Origin of the sequence: Sinorhizobium sp. CB7, assembly GCF_041357635.1 — a bacterium.
In the GTDB taxonomy this organism is placed as follows: domain Bacteria; phylum Pseudomonadota; class Alphaproteobacteria; order Rhizobiales; family Rhizobiaceae; genus Rhizobium.
The window spans coordinates 228630-254453 of record NZ_JAULLL010000005.1 but is presented as its reverse complement, the minus strand read 5'-3'; the positions used below and the strand labels follow the sequence as shown (position 1 = coordinate 254453).

General features: G+C 59.4%; 22 protein-coding genes. 9 read left to right on the top strand and 13 right to left on the bottom strand.

What is annotated here, in order from left to right; genetic code table 11:
- The 5 genes from AAE029_RS12000 to AAE029_RS11980 all read right to left on the bottom strand — a co-directional run bounded on the left by AAE029_RS12000 (position 1) and on the right by AAE029_RS11980 (position 6036).
- On the bottom strand, positions 1-399 hold the full coding sequence (locus AAE029_RS12000; protein WP_371073068.1) for a proton-translocating transhydrogenase family protein: 399 nt from the start codon (positions 397-399) through the stop codon (positions 1-3).
- Positions 399-1547, bottom strand: coding sequence for a Re/Si-specific NAD(P)(+) transhydrogenase subunit alpha (locus AAE029_RS11995; protein WP_371073067.1), 1149 nt, complete (start codon positions 1545-1547; stop codon positions 399-401). The genes AAE029_RS12000 and AAE029_RS11995 overlap by 1 nt, the downstream gene beginning before the upstream one ends.
- A gap of 206 nt (positions 1548-1753) precedes the next feature.
- Positions 1754-1981, bottom strand: a complete 228-nt coding sequence (locus tag AAE029_RS11990) for an aa3-type cytochrome c oxidase subunit IV (RefSeq protein ID WP_371073066.1) — start codon at positions 1979-1981, stop codon at positions 1754-1756.
- Positions 1982-2771: 790 nt separating this feature from the next.
- A complete protein-coding gene (locus tag AAE029_RS11985) occupies positions 2772-3527 on the bottom strand; it encodes a hypothetical protein (protein WP_371073065.1) in 756 nt (251 codons plus the stop codon).
- Positions 3528-3726: 199 nt separating this feature from the next.
- The gene (locus AAE029_RS11980) at positions 3727-6036 is read right to left on the bottom strand and encodes a putative bifunctional diguanylate cyclase/phosphodiesterase (protein WP_371073064.1); all 2310 of its coding nucleotides are present in this window, start codon (positions 6034-6036) and stop codon (positions 3727-3729) included.
- 311 nt (positions 6037-6347) lie between these two features.
- Between AAE029_RS11980 and AAE029_RS11975 the strand changes: the two genes are divergently transcribed.
- The gene (locus AAE029_RS11975) at positions 6348-6887 is read left to right on the top strand and encodes a TRAP transporter small permease subunit (protein WP_371073063.1); all 540 of its coding nucleotides are present in this window, start codon (positions 6348-6350) and stop codon (positions 6885-6887) included.
- 21 nt (positions 6888-6908) lie between these two features.
- A complete protein-coding gene (locus AAE029_RS11970) occupies positions 6909-8432 on the top strand; it encodes a TRAP transporter large permease subunit (protein ID WP_371073062.1) in 1524 nt (507 codons plus the stop codon).
- Positions 8433-8578: 146 nt separating this feature from the next.
- Here the strand turns inward: AAE029_RS11970 and AAE029_RS11965 are convergent, their stop codons facing one another.
- Positions 8579-9685 carry a TRAP transporter substrate-binding protein gene (locus AAE029_RS11965; protein ID WP_371073061.1) on the bottom strand — a complete coding sequence of 369 codons (1107 nt, stop codon included), beginning with the start codon at positions 9683-9685 and terminating at the stop codon, positions 8579-8581.
- Positions 9686-10019: 334 nt separating this feature from the next.
- Here AAE029_RS11965 and AAE029_RS11960 point away from each other — a divergent pair, with 334 nt between their 5' ends.
- Positions 10020-10796: a gamma-glutamyl-gamma-aminobutyrate hydrolase family protein gene (locus AAE029_RS11960; protein WP_371073060.1), complete on the top strand. Its 777-nt coding sequence runs from the start codon at positions 10020-10022 to the stop codon at positions 10794-10796.
- Here AAE029_RS11960 and AAE029_RS11955 read toward each other — a convergent pair.
- The 3 genes from AAE029_RS11955 to AAE029_RS11945 all read right to left on the bottom strand — a co-directional run bounded on the left by AAE029_RS11955 (position 10785) and on the right by AAE029_RS11945 (position 13405).
- On the bottom strand, positions 10785-11741 hold the full coding sequence (locus tag AAE029_RS11955; RefSeq protein ID WP_371073059.1) for a 2-hydroxyacid dehydrogenase: 957 nt from the start codon (positions 11739-11741) through the stop codon (positions 10785-10787). The genes AAE029_RS11960 and AAE029_RS11955 overlap by 12 nt on opposite strands.
- Positions 11742-11754: 13 nt before the next feature.
- A complete protein-coding gene (locus AAE029_RS11950; RefSeq protein ID WP_371073058.1) occupies positions 11755-12774 on the bottom strand; it encodes a LacI family DNA-binding transcriptional regulator in 1020 nt (339 codons plus the stop codon).
- 121 nt (positions 12775-12895) lie between these two features.
- A complete protein-coding gene (locus AAE029_RS11945; RefSeq protein WP_371073057.1) occupies positions 12896-13405 on the bottom strand; it encodes a MarR family winged helix-turn-helix transcriptional regulator in 510 nt (169 codons plus the stop codon).
- 85 nt (positions 13406-13490) lie between these two features.
- Between AAE029_RS11945 and AAE029_RS11940 the strand changes: the two genes are divergently transcribed.
- The 5 genes from AAE029_RS11940 to AAE029_RS11920 all read left to right on the top strand — a co-directional run bounded on the left by AAE029_RS11940 (position 13491) and on the right by AAE029_RS11920 (position 19893).
- The gene (locus AAE029_RS11940) at positions 13491-14282 is read left to right on the top strand and encodes a creatininase family protein (protein ID WP_371073056.1); all 792 of its coding nucleotides are present in this window, start codon (positions 13491-13493) and stop codon (positions 14280-14282) included.
- Positions 14283-14460: 178 nt separating this feature from the next.
- Entirely contained in the window at positions 14461-15552 is a 1092-nt protein-coding gene (locus AAE029_RS11935; protein WP_371073055.1) for a GTP-binding protein, read from the top strand.
- Positions 15552-16541: a WD40 repeat domain-containing protein gene (locus AAE029_RS11930; RefSeq protein ID WP_371073054.1), complete on the top strand. Its 990-nt coding sequence runs from the start codon at positions 15552-15554 to the stop codon at positions 16539-16541. The genes AAE029_RS11935 and AAE029_RS11930 overlap by 1 nt, the downstream gene beginning before the upstream one ends.
- Positions 16542-16881: 340 nt before the next feature.
- Complete coding sequence (locus AAE029_RS11925; RefSeq protein WP_371073053.1) at positions 16882-18507, top strand: phospholipase C; 1626 nt, start codon at positions 16882-16884, stop codon at positions 18505-18507.
- A gap of 18 nt (positions 18508-18525) precedes the next feature.
- The gene (locus tag AAE029_RS11920; protein ID WP_371073052.1) at positions 18526-19893 is read left to right on the top strand and encodes a cytochrome-c peroxidase; all 1368 of its coding nucleotides are present in this window, start codon (positions 18526-18528) and stop codon (positions 19891-19893) included.
- Between the two features lie 122 nt (positions 19894-20015).
- Here the strand turns inward: AAE029_RS11920 and AAE029_RS11915 are convergent, their stop codons facing one another.
- The 4 genes from AAE029_RS11915 to odc2 all read right to left on the bottom strand — a co-directional run bounded on the left by AAE029_RS11915 (position 20016) and on the right by odc2 (position 24333).
- The gene (locus AAE029_RS11915) at positions 20016-21176 is read right to left on the bottom strand and encodes a diguanylate cyclase (protein ID WP_371073051.1); all 1161 of its coding nucleotides are present in this window, start codon (positions 21174-21176) and stop codon (positions 20016-20018) included.
- A gap of 132 nt (positions 21177-21308) precedes the next feature.
- The gene (locus AAE029_RS11910; RefSeq protein ID WP_371073050.1) at positions 21309-22322 is read right to left on the bottom strand and encodes a serine hydrolase domain-containing protein; all 1014 of its coding nucleotides are present in this window, start codon (positions 22320-22322) and stop codon (positions 21309-21311) included.
- Between the two features lie 191 nt (positions 22323-22513).
- Entirely contained in the window at positions 22514-23104 is a 591-nt protein-coding gene (locus AAE029_RS11905) for a GNAT family N-acetyltransferase (RefSeq protein ID WP_371073049.1), read from the bottom strand.
- Positions 23105-23199: 95 nt separating this feature from the next.
- Positions 23200-24333, bottom strand: a complete 1134-nt coding sequence (odc2, locus tag AAE029_RS11900) for an ornithine/lysine decarboxylase (protein WP_371073048.1) — start codon at positions 24331-24333, stop codon at positions 23200-23202.
- Between the two features lie 529 nt (positions 24334-24862).
- Here odc2 and AAE029_RS11895 point away from each other — a divergent pair.
- A complete protein-coding gene (locus AAE029_RS11895; RefSeq protein WP_371073047.1) occupies positions 24863-25756 on the top strand; it encodes a LysR family transcriptional regulator in 894 nt (297 codons plus the stop codon).
- The last annotated feature ends 68 nt before the right edge of the window (positions 25757-25824 follow it).

The window sequence follows — 25824 nt, the reverse complement described above, 5'->3', positions numbered from 1 at the left end:
TCACTTTTCCTTCTTCCGGTACATCGCCAGCATGCGCTGGGTGACGAGGAAGCCGCCGAAGATGTTGACCGAGACGAGCACGAGCGCGAAGAAGCCGAAGCCGGTGGCGATCCCGCTTGCCGAAATGCCGACGGCGAGGAGCGCGCCGACCACGATGACGGAGGAAATCGCGTTGGTGACCGCCATCAGTGGCGTATGCAAAGCTGGCGTCACCGACCAGACGACGTAATAGCCGACGAAGATCGACAGCACGAAGATTGCAAGCTGAAATACGAAGGGATCGATCGCGCCGGCCGTCGCCGCACCCGCGGCTTCCGGTGCCTGTGCTGCAGCGCTCATGACGGCCGTCACCGCCTGATCGAGCTGTTGCAGCGCTTTGTCCATTGCCTCACTTGCCATCAGTTATCCCCCTTCTTCGCACCGCCAAAGGCCGGATGCACGACATTGCCCGCGTGGGTAAGCATCGTCGCCTTGATCAACTCATCCTCGAGATTGAGGGCGAGTGCTTTCGTCTCCTTGTTCACCATCGTCTCCAGGAAGGTGACGAGGTTCTTGGCGTAGAGCAACGAAGCGCTCGCGGCAACGCGACCCGGCAGATTGGCGTAACCGATGACCTTGACACCATCGACATCGGCAATTTTGCCGGCTTTGACGCCCTCGATATTGCCGCCGCGCTCGACGGCAAGATCGACCGCAACCGCTCCCGGCTTCATTGATCTCAGCATCTCGCGGGAGACGAGCCTCGGCGCCGGCCGGCCCGGAATGAGCGCCGTCGTGATGACGATGTCCTGCTTGGAGATGTGCTCGGCGACCAGCGCCGCCTGCTTCGCCTGGTATTCCCTGGACATTTCCTTGGCGTACCCGCCGGCCGTCTCGGCAGCCCTGAACTCCTCGTCCTCGACGGCGATGAACTTGGCGCCCAGCGAGGCAACCTGCTCCTTGGCGGCGGGTCGCACATCGGTCGCCGAAACCGCCGCCCCGAGGCGACGGGCGGTTGCGATCGCCTGCAGGCCGGCAACGCCGGCGCCCATGACGAAGACCTTTGCTGCGGGAACAGTGCCGGCGGCCGTCATCATCATCGGCATGGCGCGGTCATAGGCTTCGGCAGCCTCGATTACCGCTTGGTACCCTGCGAGATTTGCCTGCGAAGAAAGAACATCCATGGACTGCGCGCGCGTGATGCGCGGCATCAGTTCCATCGCGAAGCTCGACAATCCCGCCTGGGCCATGGCGGCGATGGCATCGTCATTGCCGTAGGGATCCATGGTGGCAATGACGATCGCGCCATTCTTATAGTGAGCGATCTCGGCCTCCGTCGGACGGCGCACCTTGAGGATCGCATCGGCGGATGCCAAATCCTCGGTCGCACCGATCCGAGCTCCCGCAGCCTCGTATTCCGTGTCCGGAATGCGCGACAGCTTACCCGCACCCGCCTCAACGACGACCTCGAGGCCGAGGCCTCTCATTTTCCTGACGGTTTCCACGGAAGCGGCAACGCGCGTCTCGTCGGCGACCGTTTCCTTCGCGATAAAAACAATATTACCCAACTGCCCCTCCCTGGGTCAGACAAAAACCACGACGGGAATATTCCCGGAATGGCGCCCGCTTGTGGGATTACTGTCCGTTTCCCAAGCGGAAACGGCTAAAGCGGGAAGCCGAAAAGTGTGCGCGGCTTTCGGCTGACATCCCGCTCTAACTTTTGATTAGTGACGGATTCAGATTTGAGGTCGAATCGACCTGAAATCACCCCGCTCTAGCGCAGCAGGAAGAAGCCAATGATGGAAAAGACGATGAAGAGAAGTAAGCCGCCTAAAAAGCCGGCGCCGCCAAAAAAGCCCGCCGTCATGGCAAGGAGCAGCGCGGCAAGGATTGCTGACCCGTATTTGGCGCCGTTGATGAACATGTTATAGGTCTTTTCATGTTCCCTGTAGTCCATCGGCGCGCCGGTCTCGACGGGTCCGGTAGGCGGATGTTCGGCCATAGATCTGTCTCCCCTGAATTACCCTCGGCCGATCGCGGCAATACCGCCCGGCCACCCTGAATCCCTACGGAAAACCTTCGATCCCCGAAGGCGATTTCCATAGTGCACGACTTACACAAAGCGGCGCAAAAGCGCAATGCACGACGATGCCGCAGCTCTCGACGGCCAGTGATCGGCCGCCCCAAGCGGCGCCATTGCACCAGGAACTCATCCGGCTTCTCAACGGCAGGAAGGCCAAGCCGGATGCCGGCGCCCATACGCTTCCGAGCTGTGAGGCCGACACGAGACTGATTCGGACCGGCGCCTACCGACGGATCCGAAGAATGGTTGCTCGCGTGTCCAGAAAACAGCTTGCGCGAGAATTCCTGTAGCGCTACAGCGCTAACCTCGCTGGGGTCACTTCATGAAATATATGATTATATTAGCATTATTCGCTATTTTGTTTATTACTACCTATAATTTCCTTGGGCTCGATATAAAGTATATCGTCTATGTGATCCTTCTTGTCCTCGTGTGCATCTTGGGCATGTTCGTCCGCTCGGCCTGGCGCGAAGACGACTGATCTTGATCTTCGCCCGCGAGTGTCGTGGATACGGCATTGAAGTGACATCACTTGGACGCAGGAATATGCTCTTAAATTATAGAGTTCGATGGTCCTCTGCGTGTCCGATTGAAAGCTCACAGCTAAGCAATTTCAGGAAAAGTGCGAAGCGGTTTTCCGTCCGGAGTTGCGTAAAAACAAAAAGTTAGAGCGGTTTAGCGTTTCCATGAAAGCTGAAACGCTTTAGGTCTAAAGAGGTAGCTCTACACCGAGGCTACCGGCCGGAACAAAACGCGCAGTCGGAACGATCGTCAGTGGCGGCAATGTATCGTTCTGCTTACGGGAGAACATCAGGCGCCGCTCGCTGGCATTGGAGATGAAGAAGGGAAAGCGCGTAAGAAGCGTGCGGCCGACCTCTTTCGTATTGGTTGCCATCAGCGTCAATTCGATATTGTATTTGCCGCGATTCTTCTGCGGCGGCACGAGCACCTGCGCGTAGAAAACGCGCCGGTAGAAGGCGGCATGCTGGGGGCTGACGAGTTGCAGCACCCGGTCAGAATCGAAATAGGCCGCTGCCATGATAGCGATCCTGAGCGTCAGGTAGGGAATCGCAGGCATTTCCCGCATGATTTCAGGATCGGCGGCAAAGCGCACCGGATCGATCAGCGACAGGCCGGCATCGAGCAAGGCATCGATCTCGTTCGGAAATATGGAGCGGGTCGAGCTGACGCGATGGTCGGGCGTTATATTGTGGATGCGCACCGTACTGATCAGCCGTTCGTCATAGTAGACGCCGAAGACATAGGCATGGTCATCGAAATCGATATCATCGATAAGCTTGGACCCGCTGAGCGGCAGAATATCGGCGAGTTTGTAGGCCTTGTATCGGATGCGCGCGACATCCTCCATATCCTCGCCACTCTCGATCCGTCGATATTCCACATGGTCGAGCACTGACATTAATTTGTCTGAAAAGCTGCTTTGTAAATTTTCTGAATAACTCATACCCGCCGTCCGTTACGGTTAATGAATTATTAATGCGTCGCCCATTTGGGGTAGGCAATATTTCTTGAGGACTTTACTCAAAAACCTTCTGTTAAGGTTAATGGCATGCCGTTGTGCGTTTCAAAGCACTCGCTGGCAGCAGCTTTGCGGCAACGGCATGCATGAAACAACAGCCTGAAGCCTGTCGCGTGAATCCGTTTTACGCGACAGGCTTCAGGGCGACATTCCTGCGCCGGCGTGGAGGCTGCTTCTTGCTCAAGGTTTCCGCCATCTCCAGGATTTTCTGAGACGCGACCGGCGGCGAAAAGACGTAACCCTGAATGTAATCGGCGCAGTCATATTTGTTGATCAGCGCCAGTTGGTCCTGCGTTTCCACGCCCTCGACGACGATCTGCAGGCCGAGTTCGCGCGAGAGGTTCACCGTGCCGCGCAGCAGCTTGAACCGGCGCGCATCCTCGACGATGTCACGGACGAAGGACCGGTCGATCTTGACGATGTCGACGGGCAGCGAATCGAGATAGCTGAGACTGGAGAATCCTGTCCCGAAATCGTCGATGGCGATGGTGATACCCCGGGAACGCAAATCTGCCAGGATCGCACGGACCGCGACGAATTCATCGACTAGGCAGCTTTCCGTCACCTCGAGATGCAGCCGCGACGGCTCCAGTCCGGAAACCTCGAGCGCGGCGACCACCGTGGCGACGATGTCGGGATTGCGCAGGTCTTGCGCCGACAGGTTCACCGAAACTGCCAGCGGCAGGGGCCATGTGGCGCAGTCCCGGCATGCCTTGTTGATCATGAAACGGGTGATGCCGGAAACGATGCCCATTTCCTCGGCGATCGGAATGAAGACATTTGGCGGTATTGTTCCCTTCTGGGGATGCGTCCAGCGTGAAAGTGCCTCGCAGCATTCGATGCGCGATCCGTCCGGCTTGAACATCGGCTGATAAACTGGATGCAGGCCACCGTTCTCTACGGCGTCGCGCAGATCGTCCTTGAGCTTCTGGCGTTCGACATAGCGCGCATCCATCTCCGCCTCGAAAGCGGTGCAGCTTCCCCTCATGCGCGACTTTGCCTCGAACAGTGCAAGGTCCGCCTTGATCTGCCATTCTTCCAGGCGCGCCTCGCCGGCGTCGTCGATCAAATAACCGCAGCTGAAGGAAACTCTGAAGGTATTGCCGTCGACCGCGTAGCTGCCGGCCATGCCTCCGTGAACGGCGCGCATCCTTTCATCAAGGGCCGCCTCGCCTTCCGCCGGGAAAAACAGGACGAACTGGTCACCCATGAGCCTTGCGATGAGCACGCCGTCACCGGCCTGTCCTTTGAGCCGGTCTGCGATCTTGACGAGAAGGCGATCTCCCGTGATGTGGCCCTTCATGTCGTTGACATGCTTGAAGCCGTCGATATCGAGAACCATGAACCCGATTGAGTCACCGCCGGCGCGCGTGGCCAAGCTCTCCTTTACCAGCTCGGCGAAATACTCTCGGTTCGGCAGACCGGTCAGGGCATCGTATCGCGCCATGTGCAAAATCTTGCGCTCCGCATCAATGCGGCTCGTCACGTCCTCGAAGATAAGGACGACGGAGCCGTCCGCGCGCCGATTGGCGGAAAACTCCAGGAAGAGATCGTCCCTGAACTGGATAAGCGAACGCGAAAGCGTACCATCCACCAACTGTGTCAGCTGCCGTTGGATGAGGCCGGAATCATGAATGAAGGCATGGCGCGCGCCATAACGCAGGACGACATCGAGATCGCAGTCCTTCAACCGGTCCTGATCGGATAGATCCAGGAGCTCGCAGGCCCGCCGGTTCACGACCACGATCCGGTTGTTGGCATCGAGCATGAATAGGCCATGCGTCATATTGTTGAGTGCGGTGTCGAACCGGTCGGCGATAATGCCGATCTCCCGGGACACGAGCACCTTGTTGTAGAGGAACTCCCGCACGCCATTTGCCATCGTCCGCGTCGTCAGCACGAAAGGCACGAGCAGGACCGAAAGCAGCGTCATGTAGAAGTCGCCGAGCAGCAGACAGCCGAGGATGATCGGCACACTCGCCGAAATCGTCTGGAGATTGACTGCGATGGGCGAACCGAAATTGCGGCCGACAACCGAGACCATGGAGGCCATCGTCACCGAAATGCAGACGAGCTCGGCGAACGGATCCTGAAGGACAAAGATCGCATAGCCGCTTCCGATGCCGAGAACGCTCGTGGTCGCGACACCGCCGTAGAGATAACGCCGTTCCCACCGCGCGATCTCTTGGCGTTCCATCGTCTCCTTGTCAGCGACGTCGAACCGGTGGAACCAGTAGATCCGATAGCCGCAGATGGCGCAGAAGACGGCCGTAAGATAAAGATAGAAGAACGCACCCGATTTTGAGTAAACCGCTATATAGGTAATGATATGGACGATCATTCCCGTAAAGAGAGTCTTACGGTTACCATATAGAGAACTCACGAACGACAGATAGACGTCTGTCGGAACCGTGCTAGAGTTCGGCGGCTTCATCCATCGTTTCCCTTGTGCGGGCAGTACGATAAAAGAAACTCTTTAAAAATTGATTTCTTGATTCCTATACATTCGGCCGAATTTTCTAGAATTTTCCCGTAATCCTGAGGTATTTATTGCGCTTTTTGCATCTTTTCGCTGCAAAAAAGAACGAAGCCATTTCAGCGTGCATCACCGATGGCCGTGCCACCGTCGACAACAGAGAGGCGAATAAGACTAAGATCGTAGAAGGCCGATTCATTCTTCCAATTTCGGGGACGCTGTTCTACATCCTCTGCAAGGGGAACAAAAAATAAAATAAGGGGAGGAGAATGCCGGTTTTTTTGACCGTCAGCCGGCTGATCGACTCGATCAGCCAATTCGTGGGTAAGCTTTCCGAATATATGGTCTTGCTCTGCTGTCTGATCAGCGCCGGAAACGCAATCGTCCGCTATTCCTTTAATTACAGTTCGAACGGCTGGCTTGAGATCCAATGGTATCTCTTCGCCTTCGTCGTCGTCCTGGGCGCCTCGCACGCGCTCCGGATGAACGAGCATGTTCGCGTCGATCTGGTCTATGGTTCGGTTTCCGAAAAAGCCAGGATCTGGATCGACATCATTGGCCTCCTTGTCTTCCTGCTTCCCGCCTGTATCTATCTGACCTGGCTTTGCTGGCCCTATTTCATCACTTCCTTCCATCAGCATGAAATGTCGGGCAATGCCGGCGGCCTCATCCGCTGGCCGGTAAAGCTCATCCTCGTCCTCGGCTTCGCGCTGCTTTCGCTTCAAGGTGTCTCCGAACTGATCAAGCGCATCGCTGCCCTGACCGGCCATATCGAGCTGAACACGAATTACGAAAAGCCTCTGCAGTAAGCCGGCGGGGAGGATCTGCCTTTGTTTGACTTCGGTATCATTCCGCCGGCGATGTTCCTGGGCATGGTCATTTTCATGCTCTACGGATTTCCGGTCGCCTTCTCTCTTGCGGCCGTCGGGCTGTTCTTCGGCCTCATCGGCATTGCCACAGGCCATTTCAGCGAGGTTTTCCTGCAGGCGCTGCCGCTCAGGATCTTCGGTATCGTCTCGAACGATCTCCTGCTAGCCATCCCCTTTTTCACCTTCATGGGCGCCATACTCGAACGTTGCGGACTTGCCGAGGATCTGCTCGAAGGCACCGGCAAGCTCTTTGGGGCCGTTCCCGGAGGCCTCGCCTATGCGGTGATCCTCGTCGGCGCCGTACTCGGTGCCATCACCGGAACGGTTGCGGCGTCCGTCATCACCATGGGCGTGATTTCATTGCCCATCATGTTGCGCTACGGTTACAGTCCCCGTCTTGCCACCGGCGTCATTGCGGCGTCCGGAACGATTACCCAGCTCATTCCGCCGTCACTTGTCCTCGTCGTGCTCGCCGACCAGCTCGGGCGTTCGGTTGGCGACATGTATCTCGGCGCTATCGGCCCGTCGATCATCCAGGTCGCGATCTTCCTGCTCTACGTGCTGGGGCTTTCGATCATGAAGCCGGGCTCGATGCCGCCGCTGCCGAAGGAGGTGCGCGGCGAATTAAGCATGGTCCTGCTGATGAAGGTTCTGGCCGGGATAATTCCCTCCATCGTTCTCATCTTCCTCGTTCTTGGCACCATCTTCATGGGCCTTGCCACGCCGACGGAAGCCGGAGCGCTTGGCGTCGTCGGTGCCATGCTGCTCGCCGCCCTGCACGGGCGCCTGACCTGGCCGCTCGTCCGCGAGGCGATGCGTTCGACAACGCACATTACATCGATGGTAGTGATGATCCTGATTGGCTCGACCTGTTTCAGCCTGGTCTTCCAGGGCATGGATGGTTCGCGCTGGATCGAGCACATGCTGTCCGGTATTCCCGGCGGCCCCGTCGGGTTCCTGATCTTCGTCAATATCTTCATCTTCGTCCTGGCCTTCTTTCTCGATTTCTTCGAGATCGCCTTCATCGTCATTCCGATGCTGGTGCCGGTCGCTTCCAATCTCGGCATCGACCTGATCTGGTTCGGCGTTTTGATCTGTGTGAACATGCAGACGAGCTTCATGCATCCGCCCTTCGGCTTTGCACTCTTCTATCTGCGCAGCATCGCCAGCCGCGACGTGAGGACCTCCGATATCTACATGGGCGCCCTTCCCTGGGTCGCCATGCAGCTTCTGCTGGTTGCGATCGTGATCTTCTGGCCGCAATCGGTAACCTACTGGCTTGACAGGGGTCCGAAGGTGGATCCGAACTCCATCAAGATCGAAGTCCCCGGCTTCGGCAACGGGCTTTCCTTGCCGCCGCCTGGTGGCAGCGCCGCGCCTCAGATCCCCGGCTTGACGCTGCCTTCACTGAACGGCCTGCCAGGCCCGGCGCCGGCTCCAAACGCTGCGCCGCCCGATCTCAGTCAGCCACCAGCGACCAGGTGACGGAAAACAAAAAGCCCTGGACCGAAATCTAATGCATGTCGCGCAAGAGTGTGCAGCGGTCTTGCGGCAACGACATGCATGAAAAAATAACCCTAAAGCCTTCGACAGGCTTTAGGGCTCTCCTTTTACGATTGGACCGCGAAGAGTTAGATCTTGCCCGCGCGCTGCTGGATCATCATGAAGGTATCGAACGTATATTCCGAAAGCTGCATCCAGAGGTAGGCATCGCGCTTGAAGGCCGTCTGATCCTCGTAGATCTTCTTGAAATAGGGGTTCGTGCCGGAAATCTCGCCATAAATGCCAAGAGAAGTCTGGAAGCAGGCCTCCATGATTTCCTGGCTGAAGGGTCTGAGCGTCGCTCCCTCGGCGACCAATTGCTTCAGCGCCTGCGGGTTCCTCATGTCGTACTTCGCCATCATGTTCGTGTTGGCGTAGGTGCAGGCATCGGCAAAAATGGACTGATAGTGCTTCGGCAGGCTGTTCCATTTTTCCAGATTGACGAAGGCGTGAATCGCCGGGCCGCCTTCCCACCAGCCCGGGTAATAGTAATAGCGCGCGACCTTGTGCAGGCCGAGCTTCAGATCGTCATAGGGCCCGACCCATTCCGATGCGTCGATCGTGCCTTTTTCCAGTGCCGGATAGATATCGCCGCCGGCAATCTGCTGCGGGATGACGCCGAGTTTTTCGACCACCCGCCCCGCGAGGCCGGCGATGCGCATCTTCACGCCCTTGAGGTCGTCCAGCGTATTGATTTCCTTGCGGAACCAGCCGCCCATCTGCGCGCCGGTATTTCCGGCGGGCAGGCCGTACATGCCCTGTGTGGCATAGAATTCGTTCATCAGGCTGATGCCGTTGCCCTCGAAGAACCAGGCGTTGGTCAGCCGCGCATTGAGACCGAAGGGGATAGCCGTTCCGATCGCATAGGTCGGATCCTTGCCGACGAAATAATAGGAACAGGTATGGCAGCATTCCACGGTTCCGGCGCTGACGGCATCGGCAGCCTGCAGGCCCGGCACGATTTCACCCGCGGCGAAGGGCTGGATGGTAAAATTGCCCTCGGTCGCCACTGAAACACGTTGCGCGATGTCCTCGGCGCCGCCAAAGATCGTATCCAGGCTTTTTGGAAAAGAAGAGGTCATGCGCCACGTGATCTTTGGATTCTGCTGCGCAATCGCCGGTGCCGCCAAAGCCGAGGCGGTTACGACGCCTGCCCCCGCAGTCCCTGCTTTTTTTATAAATGAACGACGATCCATCAAAAACCTCCCGCATAGATGGCACTGCGTGGTGCTTGATCCCTCACCCTACCCGCAGCATCGACGCTCGAAGGTAATCACGGTGAGAAGATGCTTTCAAGCTTTAGTCCATTATTCTTTGGCATCAATAAGGTGCCCTGGGGGTGAGGAAGTCTGCCATGTGAAATTCGACCTTTCGACGTTCCGCAGGCTGGGGTAGAAGAACTCTAATGACTTGCGCCGGAAGCACAAATGGCGCAAGGCCGTGGAAACCGCCGGAGCCGAAACCCACTTGGATTCGACCCCGAGGCTCCTGAACGGTATGATCTCACATAAGCCTTCACCGGAGTTTTTCATGACGAAGCCGATCGTCGCAGTTCCCGCTGATATCCGCACCTTGGACCGCGCGGATTGGCACGCGGTCCAGCATCAATATGTCCGCGCTGCACTGAACGCCGCCGGCGTAATGGCCTTCATCATCCCCGCCTTCGAAACCGGATACGATGCGGATGCTATCCTCGACCGGGTCGACGGGCTGCTCGTTTCCGGCTCGGCGAGCAACGTGCATCCCTCGCTCTACGGCAAGCAGGCGACGGAAGCCGATGGCCCCTTCGATCCGGCGCGCGACGCCACGAGCCTGCCGCTCATCCGCCGCGCCCTCGACCGGGCGATCCCGCTTCTTGCGATCTGCCGTGGTCTCCAGGAACTGAATGTAGCGCTCGGCGGAACGCTTGCCAGTGAGATCCATGAACAGCCGGGCATCTGGGACCACCGCAAGCCGGCCGATGTCGATCGTGATGGCATGTATGCCATCCGCCAGAGCGTATTCGTCAAGGAGGGCTCCTGCATCGCCCGCCTCATCGGCTCCGGCGAAGTGCGGGTCAATTCACTGCACCGACAGGCGATCGCCGAGACCGCCCCGCGCCTGCAGGTGGAAGCGCTTGCCGAAGATGGCACGATCGAGGCCGTTTCCGTCATCGATGCCAAGGCCTTCGCCGTCGGGGTCCAGTGGCATCCGGAATATTGGGCGGAGACCGACCAGCCGTCCCGCAAGCTGTTTGGCGCCTTCGGTGACGCCGTACGCGCCTATGCCGATGGCCGGTCGCCCGCCGCTTTTGCTTCAAGCCTGTGAGGGCGTCTCCGGGACGGGCGTCAGCGGGTGCCCTTCACCAAACCATGAGGTGATGTTGTCTACCACAAGATCCGCCATCGCGTTGCGCGTCGGCACCGACGCCGAGGCGACGTGCGGCAGCAGCGTAACATTCTGGAAGCGCATCAGCGCTGCCGGCACGTTGGGCTCGTCATAGAAGACATCGAGGCCCGCGCCGCCGAGGGTCCCGGCCTCGATAGCTGCAATCAGTGCTTCTTCATCGACTGTCCATCCCCGCCCGACATTGATGAGAATGCCTTGCGGTCCGAGGGCGGAAAGGATTTCGGCATCGATGGTCTTGTGGGTCTGCGGCGTCTTCGGCACGATCGCAATCAGTGTGTCGACGGCTTCGGCCATGGCCCGGAGACTCGGGAAATAGTCATAGCTGACGCCTTCGTGACGCGAGCGGGTATGATAGCTGATCTTGACTTTGAAGGGTTCGAGGCGCCTGGCAATCTCCTGGCCGATGCGGCCCAGGCCATAAAGCCCGACATGCCGGCCTTTCAGCGAAAAGGGCGAAAGCGCAAAGGCGCCCTCGCGGACCCAACGCCCTTCCCGAAGCCAGGTTTCGGCGGCCGGAAACTGGCGAGCTGCATTCAGCAAGAGCGCGATGGCTGTATCGGCCACCTCATCGTTCAGGACGTCTGGCGTATTGGTGACGACGATATTCCTGGACGCGGCGTGACCCACATCGATATTGTCATAGCCGACGCCGAAACTGGCGATGATTTCGAGATTCGGGAGGGCATCCATTGCGGCGCCGGAAAAGCTGCCGGAAACCGCGACACCGCGTATGCGCCCGGCCGTCTCCGCATCGAGGTCCTCGCTTCGCTCTGCCGTGATCAGTTCGACGCGGCTTTTTAGTCTCTCCAGGACACGATTGTGCATCTTCCCCGGGACGAGGACGGCGGCTTGTGGCACGGACATGATCTTTCCTTTGTTAGCGCGGACGATAGGGCGTGGTCGATTGACGGATCCGCATTTCCGGCTTGATGAGATGGATGCCGTCGGGCTCGTGACTGCCCGCCAGTCTATCGAGAAGAGCGCGCGCCGCAAGCCGGCCCACTTCCGCCTGACCGTTCCAGACGGTGGTGAGCGCCGGGGTTGCGATGGACGCCTCCTCGAGATCATCATAGCCGGTAACGGAAATGTCTCTGCCGGGCAGCAAGCCCGCGCGGGCGATGCCGTTCATCAGGCCGATGGCGACAAGATCGTTCCAGCAGACGGCAGCGGTCGGCTTCTGCGGCAGCGACAGAAAATGAACAGCGGCCTCGAACCCGCCCTGCTTCGAGCGCGGACCGGGAATGCGCAGATTGGGATCGACCTCGATGCCGGCTTTGCGCAATGCATTTACATAGCCCTGGTAACGGTCGCGGCCAGTGGAAGTCTGGTCGGTACCTCCGATCATCGCGATGGTTCGATGACCGAGACCGATGAGGTGATTGGTGGCGAGCGAAATGCCATAGCTGTCATCGCCGCGATAGGTCGGCAGGTCCATTGCCTCCATGGAGCGGGCAACAAGGATAGCCGGCATGCCGTTTTCCTCGGCGAGCTGCACATCTTCCGGCGGCGTGCCGATAGCCGGCGACATGATGACGCCGTCTCCCCCGAGCTGAAGAAGCGTTTCGATGAAGGTCCGCTGCTTGTCGACCGAATCGTAATGATTGGAAAGAATGAAAGTGTGACGACTCCTGTCGAGCTCGCTCTCTATCGCCTTGAGGATTTCGCCGTAAAACGGATTCATGATGTCGTGCACGACAACGCCGATGATGCCTGAACGCGAGGTTCTGAGGCTGGCCGCGCGGCGATTGTAGATATAGCCGAGCGCACGTGCCTGTTCCTTGATCTTTTCCCGCGTCATGCCGGCAACGAGCGGGCTGTCGCGTAAGGCCAGAGAAACGGTCGCCGTTGAAATTCCAAGCGTTTCGGCGATGGTCGAAAGCTTTATCTTTTGAGCCACGTGTCCCTCCGCAGGCAACTCATTCGACGTCAGCTCATTCCCGATGGAATAAAGAGCAAACTTTAAAAAGTTTAATTAAAAGATTTAACCGCTTTGCGCAATTCTCCTTTTCGAGAGAATTTCAAATTTCCTCCGCCTCGATGTCGGCAGCCGCCTGCAGGTTTCCGTCGATAGCCTTGAGGAGCCGGACGAGTGTGCGGATCTCCTTGTCGGAGAAGCCTTGCGTCGCCATCTGGTCGCAGGAGGCCGCCGACGTCGTGATGCGGTCGATGGTGTTACGTCCGACCTCCGTCAGATAGACCTTGGTCAGGCGGGCGTCATCGGCATCGGGCCGACGTTCCAGGAAGCCTTGCGCCTCCATGCGACCGATCGTCCGCGTCATCGTCGGCGCCTTCACGCCAAGGCGTTGCGCAAGCGCACCGGCAGTCATCCCGTCGGTCTCCGCGAGTGCGGCAATTACCCCGTCCTGGCCCGCATAAAGCCCGCTATCGAGAAGATTGCGCGAAAGTACGGTGCGCATCGAACGTGCAGCTTGAACGAGCGCGGGCGAAAGATCCTCAAGTTTATAGTCGGCCTGATCTTTCTTCTTACCCGACTTATGCTTCTTGCCTTCCTTATGCTTCTTGCCCATCTCCACCCCATCGATCTTTCGGCCGCGCCCAGGCCACGCTATGACATTGCGCAGGATCACGACATAAACAAGAGGCAACCATCAGATGGCACGGCCTTACGCTGATTTCAAAGACAACGACCCCGCACTTTCGCCCGCCGAGCGGAAGGATTGGATCGCCGTCCTGCCGCTCGGCGCCTATGAACAGCATGGACCGCACCTGCCTTTCGAAACTGATACACTGATTGCCGCAGGCATAGTTGAACGTTTGAAGGATGACCTGCCGGGCGACCTGCCCGTTACCTTCCTTGCCGTGCAACCCGTCGGCTATTCGGTCGAACACATGGATATCGAAGGCACGGCAACCCTCTCCTTCGAAGAGGCGGTTCATCGCTGGCTGGACGTGGCGCGGGAATTGAACAGGCAAGGCATTCGCAAGCTGGTGCTGCTGAACGCCCATGGTGGCAACTCGCCGCTGATGACGATCGTCGCCACCGAGGCGCGCGTGCGCCTCAATATGCTGGTGGTGGCGACCAGTTGGACACGTTTCGGCGTGCCGGAGGGCATCATCTCTCCCGAGGAAAAGGCGATCGACATCCACGGCGGCGATATCGAGACCTCGGTGATGCTGGCCCTGCATCCCGATCTGGTGGATATGGACCGCGCCGCAAACTTCCCTTCGCGCCAGACGCAGTACATGCAACGCTTCAGATATCTGCGCGCTTACGGTCCGCACGCCTTCGGATGGAAAATGTCCGACCTGAGCGATCAAGGCGTCGCCGGCAATGCAGCCGCAGCAACCGCTGAAAAGGGCGACGCGCTGATCGCGCATGCCGTCAAGGGGCTCGCCGAACTGCTTGAGGACGTGAATGCGTTCGACCTCAAATCCTTGACTTGAGTGCCGGCAATGGAGCTTCTCTGTGAGAGAGCCCAGGAGGCAATTGCCGCCGACGCAATGTGATCTTATAACATACAAATTCCTTTGAACTGGCCGCGCCAAGCGCCTATATGAAACCGACCGATTTCAAGTCCCCGACTTCTTAACCCTCGGGGCAAACCCCATTTTCGAGGTTCTCATGACCGAAACAGCCATGCAAAAGCCAATCCCCGTCACTGTGCTCACCGGCTATCTCGGCGCCGGCAAGACGACGCTCCTGAACCGTATATTGTCCGAAAACCACGGCAAGAAATATGCGGTCATCGTCAATGAATTCGGCGAGATCGGCATCGACAACGACCTGATCGTCGAGTCGGACGAGGAAATCTACGAGATGAACAACGGCTGCGTCTGCTGCACGGTGCGCGGCGACCTGATCCGCGTGGTCGAGGGCCTGATGCGCCGTCCCGGCCGCTTCGACGGCATCATCGTCGAGACCACCGGCCTTGCCGATCCGGTCCCCGTCGCTCAGACCTTCTTCATGGATGACGATGTTCGTTCGAAAACGGAGCTCGACGCCGTCGTCGCACTCGTCGATGCCAAGCATCTGCCGCTGCGCCTGAAGGACAGCCGCGAAGCGGAAGATCAGATTGCCTTCGCCGATGTCGTCGTCATCAACAAGATCGACCTCGTCTCCGCCGAAGAACTGGCGCAGATCGAGGACATCGTCCACGCCATCAATCCCGCCGCCCGCGTCTACAAGACCAGCCGCTCCGGCGTCGACCTCGCCCGTGTGCTTGACCAGGGCGCCTTCAATCTCGAACGTGCCCTTGAGAACGACCCGCAATTCCTGGAACATGGTCACGAGGACCATGTCTGCGGTCCGAATTGCGATCACGATCACCACCATCATGATCATGATCACCACGACCACGACCATGATCACCACCATCACCACGGCCATAACCACGGTATGTCGCCGATCCATGACGTTACCGTCCAGTCCGTTTCGCTGCGGGGCGGCGAGATGAACCCGGAACGCTTTTTCCCCTGGATCCAGAGGATCACGCAGACGCAGGGCCCGAACATTCTGCGCCTGAAGGGCATTATCGCATTCAAGGGCGATGCGGAGCGTTACGTCGTCCAGGGCGTGCACATGATCGTCGAAGGCGATCACCAGCGTCCGTGGAAGGACGGCGAAAAGCATGAGACGCGCCTTGTCTTCATCGGCCGCGAGCTCGACCGCGAAAAGCTGGAAGCCTCCTTCAAGGCCTGCGAGGCGGCTGCCTGATGCCGACTGTCGCGCCGCTTGATCTCGACGGCCACGTCCTGGCCGTCGAATTTTTAGGTGACGTCCCCTTCTTTGCCAGTGCGAGTGGCTCCATCCACCGTCTCGAAGGCGGCGATAAGATCTCTGAAGCCCATCAGGGCATGCTGACTTGCATCCGCGATCCCTATAGCGATAGCCTGATTTCCGGCGGCGAGGACGGCAAGGTCATCCGCACCGCCGCCGACGGCAGCGTCAGCGAACTGGCGCATGCCCCGCGCAAATGGATCGGCCAGGTCGCCGCCGGTCCGCAGGGCGCGGTCGCCTACGCTCATGGCAAGAGCACGCTGGTGCGTTTGGCTGACGGCACGACGAAGGAATTCGCGGAGGAGCGCACGGTCGAGGGAATTGCCTTTGCGCCGAAGGGATTGCGGATCGCCGTCGCACGTTACAACGGCGTATCGCTGCATTGGGTCGGCATGAGCGCCAAGCCCGTCGATCTCGAATGGAAGGGAGCCCATACCGGCGTCACCTTCTCACCCGACGGCCAGTTTCTCGTCACCACCATGCAGGAGAACGCGCTGCACGGCTGGAAGCTCGATGCCAAGCCCGGCTCCGAGACGCGACATATGCGCATGACCGGCTATCCGGCCAAGGTCAAATCGCTCTCCTGGTCGGTCAAGGGCAAATGGCTCGCCTCCTCGGGCGCGCCGGCCGCCATCGTCTGGCCCTTCCAGGGCAAGGACGGTCCGATGGGCAAGGCACCGCTCGAACTCGGCACGCGCGCCAATATCATGGCGACCTCGGTGAAGTTTCATCCGGCGGAGGATATTCTGGCGATCGGCTTCATCGACGGCATGATTCTCGCCGTCCGCCTCGCCGATAGCAAGGAAGCCCTGTTGCGCCGCCCCGGCAAGGGCGCGATCACCGGCATGAGCTGGAGCAAGTCGGGCAAGCTGCTTGCCTTCGCTTCCGAAGCCGGCGACTGCGGGGTCATCGATATATCGGGCTGATTCAACACGCCATCCGCGCGGAGAATTCTCCGCGCGGGCTGAAGTTGCGGCAGCCTCCTGACGGATGATATGGTATTGGCTGCGACAAGGTGCCCTGCGTGGCATAAGGTAGCAAGCGAATTGCCCTCCGTTGCCGGCATCCAGGCTGAGACCCGAATTTTCGAATTCTTTTAAAGTACTTAACCCGGCTGTGGCTGGACCTCAGCCCGGCTGTTTCGCTCGTCCGCATTCACGCAGGCGACACATGGCCTTGCTACCCGGTGGCTGTTCCGACCCCGCCCGCTTCACTTCAGAAGCCTGTTTTCGCGCGGTCGTCACTTCTCGTAAAAAGGATATGACAATGGTTCGATACTCGCGTCGTACCGCCTTTGCCGCTGGCAGCGCATTGACCCTGATTTCCCTCTGTTCCACCGCGACCGCCGACACGGCGGTCGCGAATACGGCAACGCCGATTAAGCACCTGGTCGTCATCTTCCAGGAGAACGTCTCCTTCGACCATTATTTTGCGACCTATCCGAAGGCTGCGAACATCGAAGGCGAGCCGCAGTTCACTGCCGCCCCCAATACCCCGACGGATATCAACACGCTCGCCAATGCCGGGCTCCTCGACAACAACCCCAACAAGACCAATACGGCCAACGGCGCCGACGCGGCCGCCCCCTTCCGCCTCGACCGCACGCAGGCCGCCACCCAGTCACAGAACCACGGCTACACCGCCGAACAGGCCGCCTACAACAATCTCGCCATGGACCTTTTCCCCGCCAATACCGGCCGCGCCACTAAGGGTGGTGCTGGCGCCTTCGGCACCAAGGGGCAGGTCATGGGCTATTATGACGGCAACACAGTCACCGCGCTCTGGAACTACGCCCAGCACTTCGCGCTCAACGACAAATCCTTCTCAACCAATTTCGGCCCGTCGACGCCCGGCGCGATCAATCTCATTTCCGGCCAGACCAATGGCGTCATCCTGCCCCCCGGCTACACGCTGGAAAAGGACGGCACCTATTCCAAGGGCCGGATCGTTCCCGACGGCAATGGCGGTTGGACAGCCATCAGTGACTTCGATCCGACCGGCGATATCTGTTCGGCCGGCCAGACGGCATTGATGTACGGCAAGAACATCGGCGATCTGCTGAATGCGCACGGCATAAGCTGGGGCTTCTTCGAAGGCGGATTCGATCTGACTGCCACCAATGCCGACGGTACAACGGGGTGCAAACGCGCCACGACCTCGGGCGTGACGAAGATGAACAGCGCCGACTACATCCCGCATCATCAGCCGTTCCAGTACTATGCCTCGACGGCAAATCCGCAGCACACCCGGCCTTCCTCTGTCGATGCCATCGGCACGAGCAACGACGGCGGTGCCAATCACCAGTACGACATGTCCGATTTCTACGCAGCACTCAAGAACGGCAACATGCCGGCGGTCAGCTTCCTGAAGGCTCCGGCCTATCAGGATGGACATGCCGGTTATTCGGATCCTCTCGACGAGCAGGAATTCGTCACCGAGGCCGTCAACGCGGTCGAGAACTCTCCGGAATGGAAGGATACCGCTGTTGTCATTCTCTATGACGATTCCGATGGCTGGTACGATCACGCCCATGCCGTGATCAATCCGTCCAATATTCCGGTCAAGGGCTATGACGTATTGAATGGTGAAACCTGCAGCAACGGCACACCTTTGCCAGGGATCACCGGTCAGCCGGCCCAGGGCCGTTGCGGCTACGGCACGCGCCAGCCGCTGCTGGTCATCTCGCCCTATGCCAAGGCCAATCACGTCGACCATACATTGACCGACCAGACCTCGGTCATCCGCTTCATCGAGGACAACTGGATGGGCGGCGAGCGCATCGGCGGCGGCTCCTTCGATGCCGTTGCCGGCACCCTCAACAGCATGTTCGACTGGTCGAAGGGTGAAACGCCGAAGCTGATCCTCGATCCGAAGACCGGCCAGCCGGCCTGATCCGGAGAGGGGATGGCCATGCCCAGGAAATCCCATCGGCACGTCATTCCCCTGGCGGCACTCGCGAGCCTTTCGCTCGTGGGTGCGTCCATTGGCATGGCAAGCCAGGAGCTGAAGCCCAGGATAAAGTCCGAGACGACAGCGCCGTTGAGCGCGGTCGCCGCGCTCGGGCGGAAAATGTTTTACGATCCGGCGCTGTCGGGAAGTGGCCGAATGTCCTGCGGCACTTGCCACGATCCCGGCAATCACTACGCGCCGGCTAACGATTTAGCCGTGCAGCTTGGCGGCCCGGATCTCGACCAGCCGGGCCTGCGTGCGACGCCAAGCCTCACCTACAAGATGGCGACTCCGGCCTTTTCAGTCGGCGCCGAAAGTGCCGCCGACGAAGCGGCCGAGGCCGCGCCGATGACCGAAGCCTCGGGGGCTTCGCTTGCCAGCGTAGCCGTTGCCGCCGTCGGCCCCATGACGGCGCAGGCCGGCGTCAAGGCCAATTCGGCGGCGCCCGACCTCGTACCGATGGGTGGCATGTTCTGGGACGGTCGAGCCGATTCGCTTGAGGAACAGGCGATTCAACCCATGATCTCGCCCTTCGAGATGGCCAATGCAAATGCGGCCGCCATCTATCAGAAACTCAAGGAGCACTACGGCAAGGACCTATCCGATCTCTTCGGTCCGGCTATTCTGCAGGATCGGGAGATGACGGTTGCCGAGGCAAGCTTCGCCCTTGCCCGCTACCAGATCGAGGATCCCTCCTTCCATCCCTATAGCAGCAAGTACGATGCCTATCTTCGCGGCGAGGTAACGCTTTCCGATGCAGAGATGCGCGGCCTGAAGCTCTTTGACGATCCGAAGAAGGGCAACTGCGCTTCCTGCCATCTTGACCAGGTCACGCAGGACGGCCGGCTTCCGGATTTTACCGATTTCGAATTCGAGGCGCTTGGCGTACCGCGAAATCCCGCCATACCGACCAATGCCGACCCACATTACGTCGACCTCGGCATCTGTAGTCCGCTGCGCCACGACGATTATTCCGCCCAGCCGGGCAATTGCGGCCTGTTCAAGACGCCGACGCTGCGCAATGTCGCGACACGCCGGGTTTTCTTTCACAACGGTGTCTACCGCACGCTGGAGGATGTGCTTCGCTTCTATGTCAGGCGCGACACCAATCCGGAAGAGATCTATCCGAGAGGCGCCGATGGCAGCCCGCGGAAGTTCGATGATCTGCCGGAGCAATACAGAATGAATGTTGATGTCATCGATGCACCATTCGACCGCAAGCCCGGTCAGCCGCCCGCGCTGAACGACGCGGAAATGGAGGATGTTATCACCTTCCTGAAGACGCTGACCGACGGCTACGATACCGAGACGCGAAAAGCATCGAAATAATGCATGTCGCGCAAAAGTGTGCAGCGGTTTTGCGGCAACGACATGCATGAAAAACAATGAGCTGAAGCCTGTCGCGTGAATCTCATTTCACGCGTCAGGCTTTAGCGAAAGGTGGCTGTGCGTTACGCCGCCTTTTCCGTTTGATAGTAGATCTCGACGCGGTTGCGGCCTTCGCGTTTCGACCTATAGAGGGCCTCGTCCGCCTTGTGCATGATGGCCGCGAGGCCCTCGGCACCGGCATCCCCTTCGGCAACGCCGATGCTGAGCGTAGGCCGCACCTTGAGGCTTGCCGCGGCGATCCTCTCCTCGAAGGATTTCCTGATCCCCTCTGCCGTAGCGGCGGCTTCTTCCAGGCTGACATTCTTCAGGACGGCAACGAACTCGTCGCCACCCTGGCGTGCCAGAATGTCGCCTACTCCGAGCTGCCCTCTCGCCAGTTCGGCAAAGACGCGCAGAATCCGGTCGCCGGCAGCATGCCCATGCGTATCGTTTAGGGCCTTGAAGCGGTCGACGTCGATCAGGATCACGACAAGCTTTCCGGAAGCGCCATGGCCGGCGGCATGTTCCTCGAGCATCTGCTGCAGTCCCATCCGGTTCATGACACCCGTCAAGGGATCATGATGTGCCAGTTCGAGCAGCATGTTGCGTCCCCGTTCCGAGGCCATGAGTACGATGGTGATGCCGCGGAGCGCGACGAAGACCGCGGCTGTTATTGCCATCCATTGGTGCAGACCGCCGGCATTATCGAGAATATCATTGCCACCGAGATTACCTATGGCAGCCAGGAACGCTCGGCCGGCAAACATGACGGCCGTCGGCGCGAAAAGTCCGACGAGGATCCAGGCAGAAACCAGCTTCTCGCGCTTGGCAAGGCGTACACCCTCCAGCATCACCGCAATATCGCAGCAGGCGAAAATGCCGGAGAGATAGGCAATGCGGGTCAGGTAGGCGGAAGGATCGTTCAGGGTGAAGACGATCGGCAGAGAGCCGACGAAGGCAACCAGCCCATAGGGCGCGAGGCTTACCCTGGTGCCGGAAAAGACACGGATGGCAATCAGCAGTGCGATATAGCCGCAAAGTGTCGCTATATTGCCGAGCTCGACCGAGACCACATCCGGGCCGATGCCGCGCATGGCAATTGCGAGCGAGCCAAGCCCGAGCAGGAGGTTGCTGATGCCCCACCATTTCGGCCAGCGCTCGAAGCGGCCGGTCGCATAGGCCAAAAGCTGCAGGGCGCCGAGCACAAGGCACGTGACCGCGCAAACAAGATAAATCGTCCGCATATCCAGGATCATCGCGCTTCGGCCCCCGCCATCATCAACAGGTGAAGGATAGCAGCGCTCTATTGGGGTTCCGTTCCGGATTTAGCGAAAATTTGAACGATCACGCGATCATCCGGCAATTGCCGAATCGATTCAGGCCTGAACCGCGGTGATGATGTCGGCAAGCACGCCATGGAGGGCGTCGCGATAGCCCGTGCGGGCGGAGGGCGCATTCTCCTCGGACGTCATCACCACGGTGAGGTCCAGGGCCGGAACGATATAGAGCATCTGCCCGCCATATCCCCAGGCATAGTGCACCTCTTGTCCGCCGATCTCGCGCTCGAACCATCCATAGCCATAGCCGTCTCCCGAAAAGCGGGAATTGGTGCGGGACTGCCATGAAAGCCTGATCCATTCCGGCGAGACGACCTGACGGCCGTCCGACGTCCTGCCGTCATTGCGATAGAGTTCGCCGAAGGCAAGCAACGAGCGGGCACTCATGGCCATCTGATTGCCGCCGAGATAGATGCCCTGCGGATCGCGCTCCCAGGCACCGATGCGAAAGCCATCGATCGGGCCGAGCCATTCGCGGGCGAGTGCGAGCGTGGATTTGCCGCTGACCTTGGTGAGTATGGCGGAGAGCAGATGGGTTGAAGCCGTCGAATAGAGCATCTGCCCACCCGGCACATCATCGAAGGGTTGGGAGAGAGCGAAGCGCACCCAGTTGCGGCTGGAAACCCAGCGACCATAATTCGGGCCCGACATGCGGCCCAGGCCCGCCTGCATGGACAAGAGATTGCCGATGGTGATGTCTGAGAGGCGTGGGTCGGGCGAGGCTGGCAGATCGGCTTTCAACAGGGGAGCGATCTTCTGATCCGGTCCTTCGAGCAAGCCCTTGTCGATGGCGATCCCCACGAGGGCGGAGATGATCGACTTGGAGGCCGATTTGATATTGGTCGATTCCGACGCGGTATGACCGCGATAGCCATGCTCCGCGATGATCTTGCCGTCCTGGGCGGCAAGCACGGTCTTCAAAGGCTTCAAATCGTCGCGACCGCCGAGATTTTCGAGAAGCGGTGCAAGATCGACCGGCTGCACCGGCTCTTGCGCAAAAGCCGGAAAGGAGAAAATCAGCAAGGAAAGGACTGCGACAGCAAGCTTCGTCATGGCTCGAAGCTAGCGCGAGCAAGCGATGAAATCATCCGCGCAGCGACAGCCTCACGTTGAAGTGACCTCGGCTTTACCGCATTCGAACGCGAAAGGCCGCTCCCGTAAAGCGATTCCAGAAAAAGTGAGAAGCGGTTCTGCGCTTCCATCAAGAGCAGAACCGCTTCGGATGCGGGAGGGCGGTTGCCAGCTCAGGCTGCGCTGCGTGCAGAGGCGCCGGCCAGCATCCGTCCCGTGGGAACAAGGATGCCGGCCGCGCCGTGCAGCCAGCCGTCCTTCAGCTCAAGCGCCAGGAAGCGCGAACGTTCGAAGGGGCCAGGCATGACCAGATGATGAGCCTTTTCGGCAAAGAATCCGAAACGCTCGTAATAGGCTGCGTCGCCGACGAGAAGAATGGCGCCGTGACCACGCTGTCTGGCCTCCAGGATGGCGGCGCGCATCAGCGCCGAGCCGATCCCCTTGCCGCCATGGCTGGGATCGACGGCAAGCGGGCCGAGCAGCAGCGCATCGACCGGGTTGCCGTCGCGGTTTATGCCGGCCTCGACGTTCCAGAGCCGGACCGTGCCGATGACGTGACCCTTGCGATCGCGGGCGACGAACGCGAGCCCATCGGCCGGGATACGGCCGCGGCGGATTTTCTCCGAGGACTTCTTACGGCGATCCGGCCCCATGGCACGGTCGAGCAGGTTTTCGCGCGCGACGACGTCGCCGGCGTTCTCAAAGTCGATAGTAAATGTGGCAGGCGCAAAAAATGCGCGAACAGAATCAAGAACAGCGGCCATCTTGGCCTCCCGTGCCCAATACCGTTATCAGCGGTGGTTCAAAGGAAATTGTGAAATTGCCGCCCCGGCTGGCTACGGGGCTGGCGAGAGCAACCTTAGATGACGTAGGCCTTCAGCGGCTCGAAGCCGTTGAATGCGACCGCCGAATAGGTCGTCGTGTAGGCGCCGGTGCCTTCGATCAGAACCTCGTCGCCGATGGTCAGCGAGACCGGCAGCGGATAGAGGTTCTTTTCATAGAGCACGTCGGCCGAATCGCAGGTCGGGCCGGCGATGACGCAAGGCTCCATCTCGTCGCCGTCGCGCTCCGTGCGGATCGGGTAGCGGATGGCCTCGTCCATGGTTTCGGCAAGACCGCCGAACTTGCCGATGTCGAGGAAGACCCAACGCGCGTCGTCATTGTCCGATTTCTTGGAAATCAGGACGACCTCAGCCTTGATGACGCCGGCGTTGCCCACCATGCCGCGGCCCGGCTCGATGATCGTCTGCGGAATCTGGTTGCCGAAATGGGCGCGCAGGCTCTGGTAGATCGACTTGCCGTAGGCTTCGGCGGACGGAACGTCGCGCAGGTACTTCGTCGGGAAGCCGCCGCCCATGTTGACCATCTGCAGATGAATGCCCTGCTTGGCGAGCGAAACGAAGACCCGCTTGGCATCGGCAAGCGCCGAATCCCAGGCATCGACTTTCGTCATCTGCGAACCGACGTGGAACGAGACGCCGTAGGACTGCAGACCGAGCTGGTGGGCGTAGACGAGAACGTCAACGGCCATCTGCGGAACGCAGCCGAACTTGCGCGACAGCGGCCATTCCGCGCCTTCGCCATCGGTGAGCACTCGGCAGAAAACACGGGCGCCCGGAGCGGCACGGGAAATCTTTTCGACTTCCTCATGGCTGTCGACTGCGAAGAGGCTGACGCCGAGCGCGTGGGCTCGGGCGATATCGCGTTCCTTCTTGATCGTGTTGCCGTAGGAAATGCGCGCTGCCGTCGCACCCGCTTCAAGCGCCATTTCGATTTCTGCGACGGAGGCGCAGTCGAAATTGGAGCCGAGGCCGGCGAGCAGCTTCAGGACTTCCGGGGCCGGATTGGCCTTGACGGCATAGTAGATCGCGCTGTCCGGCATCGCATGACGGAAGGCGTTGAAGTTGTCGCGCACGACGTCGAGATCGACGACGAGGCAGGGACCGTCCGGACGTCGGGATGCGAGAAAATCGCGAATACGCTGGGTGGTCATGTCAATTCCCTCTTGCAGTTCCAAAGCTCCGGGCGACCGGAGGACAAAGGGCATGCGATAGCCTGCTCAGGAACCAGCCGGTGGAGACCCCGGAACCTTGCAAGCGCTCGATGCGCGAATGGTGAACCAACGCCACGAAATGGCATAAGTTCGGCTTTGTCTGCCATGGATTGGAGGGACATATCCCAACCGCACTTCCGGCAATGAAGGTGTGCCTCTTCAGTAACCCCGGCTGTTGGAGAGCCGGCAGACACCAGAAAGGCCCGCACCGTCGTTGCTTCAAGATGTCCTCGCATTTCCCGGTTGGCCGGAATAGCGACTGGAGCGGTTAGTTCCAGGTACCTTACCGATGATCCTCACCAAATCGAGGGTCGGCGGACACCCACAGGCACGTGCGACTTTGGGCAACCGAGGAAATAAGAATATTCGCCTTCATAATCAAGAACTTTTTTGCCCCTGCGCCAAAAAATAAATTGAACAAATAGTTCAATCTGTTCAATGCTCCGCAACACGTTCGGAAGGAACCGCCATGGATACATTGACCCGCATACGCGCCTTCATCGATGTCGTCGAAGCCGAGGGCTTCTCAGCGGCGGCGCGTCGCACCGGTCGCTCCAAGGCGCTTCTATCCAAATATGTCCGCGAGCTGGAAGACGAGCTTGGAGCGCTGCTCCTGAACCGCACGACGCGGCAGTTTTCCATGACCGAGGCCGGACACACCTACTACCGCACGGCTGCCGACATCCTGAAGGAGATCGACAATCTCGCGGACCTCGTGCGCGAGAACAATCGCCAGCTCAAGGGACGGCTGCGCATTTCCGTGCCGCGCACCTTTGTCGATGCCGAGGTCGGGCAGTCGCTGATCGATTTCGCCAAGGAAAATCCCGACGTCGCGCTGGAGATCGCCGCCGACGATCGTTTCGTCGACCTGATCGAAGAGGGCTTCGACGTGGCGATTCGCGTGACCAAGCTCGAGGATTCCGGCCTGATTGCCCGCAAGATCTCCGATTTCCGCGTCCATGTCTGCGCCTCGCCGGACTTCCTCGAGCGCTATCCGGCACTGGACCATCCATCCGATCTTTCGAAGGTGCCCTTCATCATCGACACCAATGCGCGCTCCCAGGCGAGCATTCGCTTCTATAATCCGGACAGCACCTCCTTTTCGGTCGCAATCTCCGGACCTGTCGAGGTCAATAGCCCGCATGCGACCCTGAGGGGCGCAATATCCGGTCTCGGCATTGCAGTGATTCCGGATTTCATTGCCAGGAAGCCGATTGAAAGCGGACAACTGGTGACGCTCTTCAACAATTATCTGCCGACCGATCGCGGCATCTATGCGGTCTATCCGCATCGGCGCTACCTTCCGGCGAAGGTGCGCATCTTCGTCGATTACCTGCACAACTGGTTCCGCAAGAACGGCTGATTCACTTTGCCGCCTTTACGGCGGTCCCAATTCCGTCCCATTCTCTTAAGAGAAATCGGACAGATAGA

What these genes read in the sequence shown, in the direction of transcription:
- AAE029_RS12000 (WP_371073068.1), bottom strand. Translation starts at nt 399, where the DNA reads ATGGCAAGTGAGGCAATGGACAAAGCGCTGCAACAGCTCGATCAGGCG.
- AAE029_RS11990 (WP_371073066.1), bottom strand. Translation starts at nt 1,981, where the DNA reads ATGGCCGAACATCCGCCTACCGGACCCGTCGAGACCGGCGCGCCGATG.
- AAE029_RS11985 (WP_371073065.1), bottom strand. Translation starts at nt 3,527, where the DNA reads ATGAGTTATTCAGAAAATTTACAAAGCAGCTTTTCAGACAAATTAATG.
- AAE029_RS11980 (WP_371073064.1), bottom strand. Translation starts at nt 6,036, where the DNA reads ATGAAGCCGCCGAACTCTAGCACGGTTCCGACAGACGTCTATCTGTCG.
- AAE029_RS11975 (WP_371073063.1), top strand. Translation starts at nt 6,348, where the DNA reads ATGCCGGTTTTTTTGACCGTCAGCCGGCTGATCGACTCGATCAGCCAA.
- AAE029_RS11965 (WP_371073061.1), bottom strand. Translation starts at nt 9,685, where the DNA reads ATGGATCGTCGTTCATTTATAAAAAAAGCAGGGACTGCGGGGGCAGGC.
- AAE029_RS11960 (WP_371073060.1), top strand. Translation starts at nt 10,020, where the DNA reads ATGACGAAGCCGATCGTCGCAGTTCCCGCTGATATCCGCACCTTGGAC.
- AAE029_RS11955 (WP_371073059.1), bottom strand. Translation starts at nt 11,741, where the DNA reads ATGTCCGTGCCACAAGCCGCCGTCCTCGTCCCGGGGAAGATGCACAAT.
- AAE029_RS11945 (WP_371073057.1), bottom strand. Translation starts at nt 13,405, where the DNA reads ATGGGCAAGAAGCATAAGGAAGGCAAGAAGCATAAGTCGGGTAAGAAG.
- AAE029_RS11940 (WP_371073056.1), top strand. Translation starts at nt 13,491, where the DNA reads ATGGCACGGCCTTACGCTGATTTCAAAGACAACGACCCCGCACTTTCG.
- AAE029_RS11935 (WP_371073055.1), top strand. Translation starts at nt 14,461, where the DNA reads ATGACCGAAACAGCCATGCAAAAGCCAATCCCCGTCACTGTGCTCACC.
- AAE029_RS11930 (WP_371073054.1), top strand. Translation starts at nt 15,552, where the DNA reads ATGCCGACTGTCGCGCCGCTTGATCTCGACGGCCACGTCCTGGCCGTC.
- AAE029_RS11925 (WP_371073053.1), top strand. Translation starts at nt 16,882, where the DNA reads ATGGTTCGATACTCGCGTCGTACCGCCTTTGCCGCTGGCAGCGCATTG.
- AAE029_RS11920 (WP_371073052.1), top strand. Translation starts at nt 18,526, where the DNA reads ATGCCCAGGAAATCCCATCGGCACGTCATTCCCCTGGCGGCACTCGCG.
- AAE029_RS11915 (WP_371073051.1), bottom strand. Translation starts at nt 21,176, where the DNA reads ATGCGGACGATTTATCTTGTTTGCGCGGTCACGTGCCTTGTGCTCGGC.
- AAE029_RS11910 (WP_371073050.1), bottom strand. Translation starts at nt 22,322, where the DNA reads ATGACGAAGCTTGCTGTCGCAGTCCTTTCCTTGCTGATTTTCTCCTTT.
- AAE029_RS11905 (WP_371073049.1), bottom strand. Translation starts at nt 23,104, where the DNA reads ATGGCCGCTGTTCTTGATTCTGTTCGCGCATTTTTTGCGCCTGCCACA.
- odc2 (WP_371073048.1), bottom strand. Translation starts at nt 24,333, where the DNA reads ATGACCACCCAGCGTATTCGCGATTTTCTCGCATCCCGACGTCCGGAC.
- AAE029_RS11895 (WP_371073047.1), top strand. Translation starts at nt 24,863, where the DNA reads ATGGATACATTGACCCGCATACGCGCCTTCATCGATGTCGTCGAAGCC.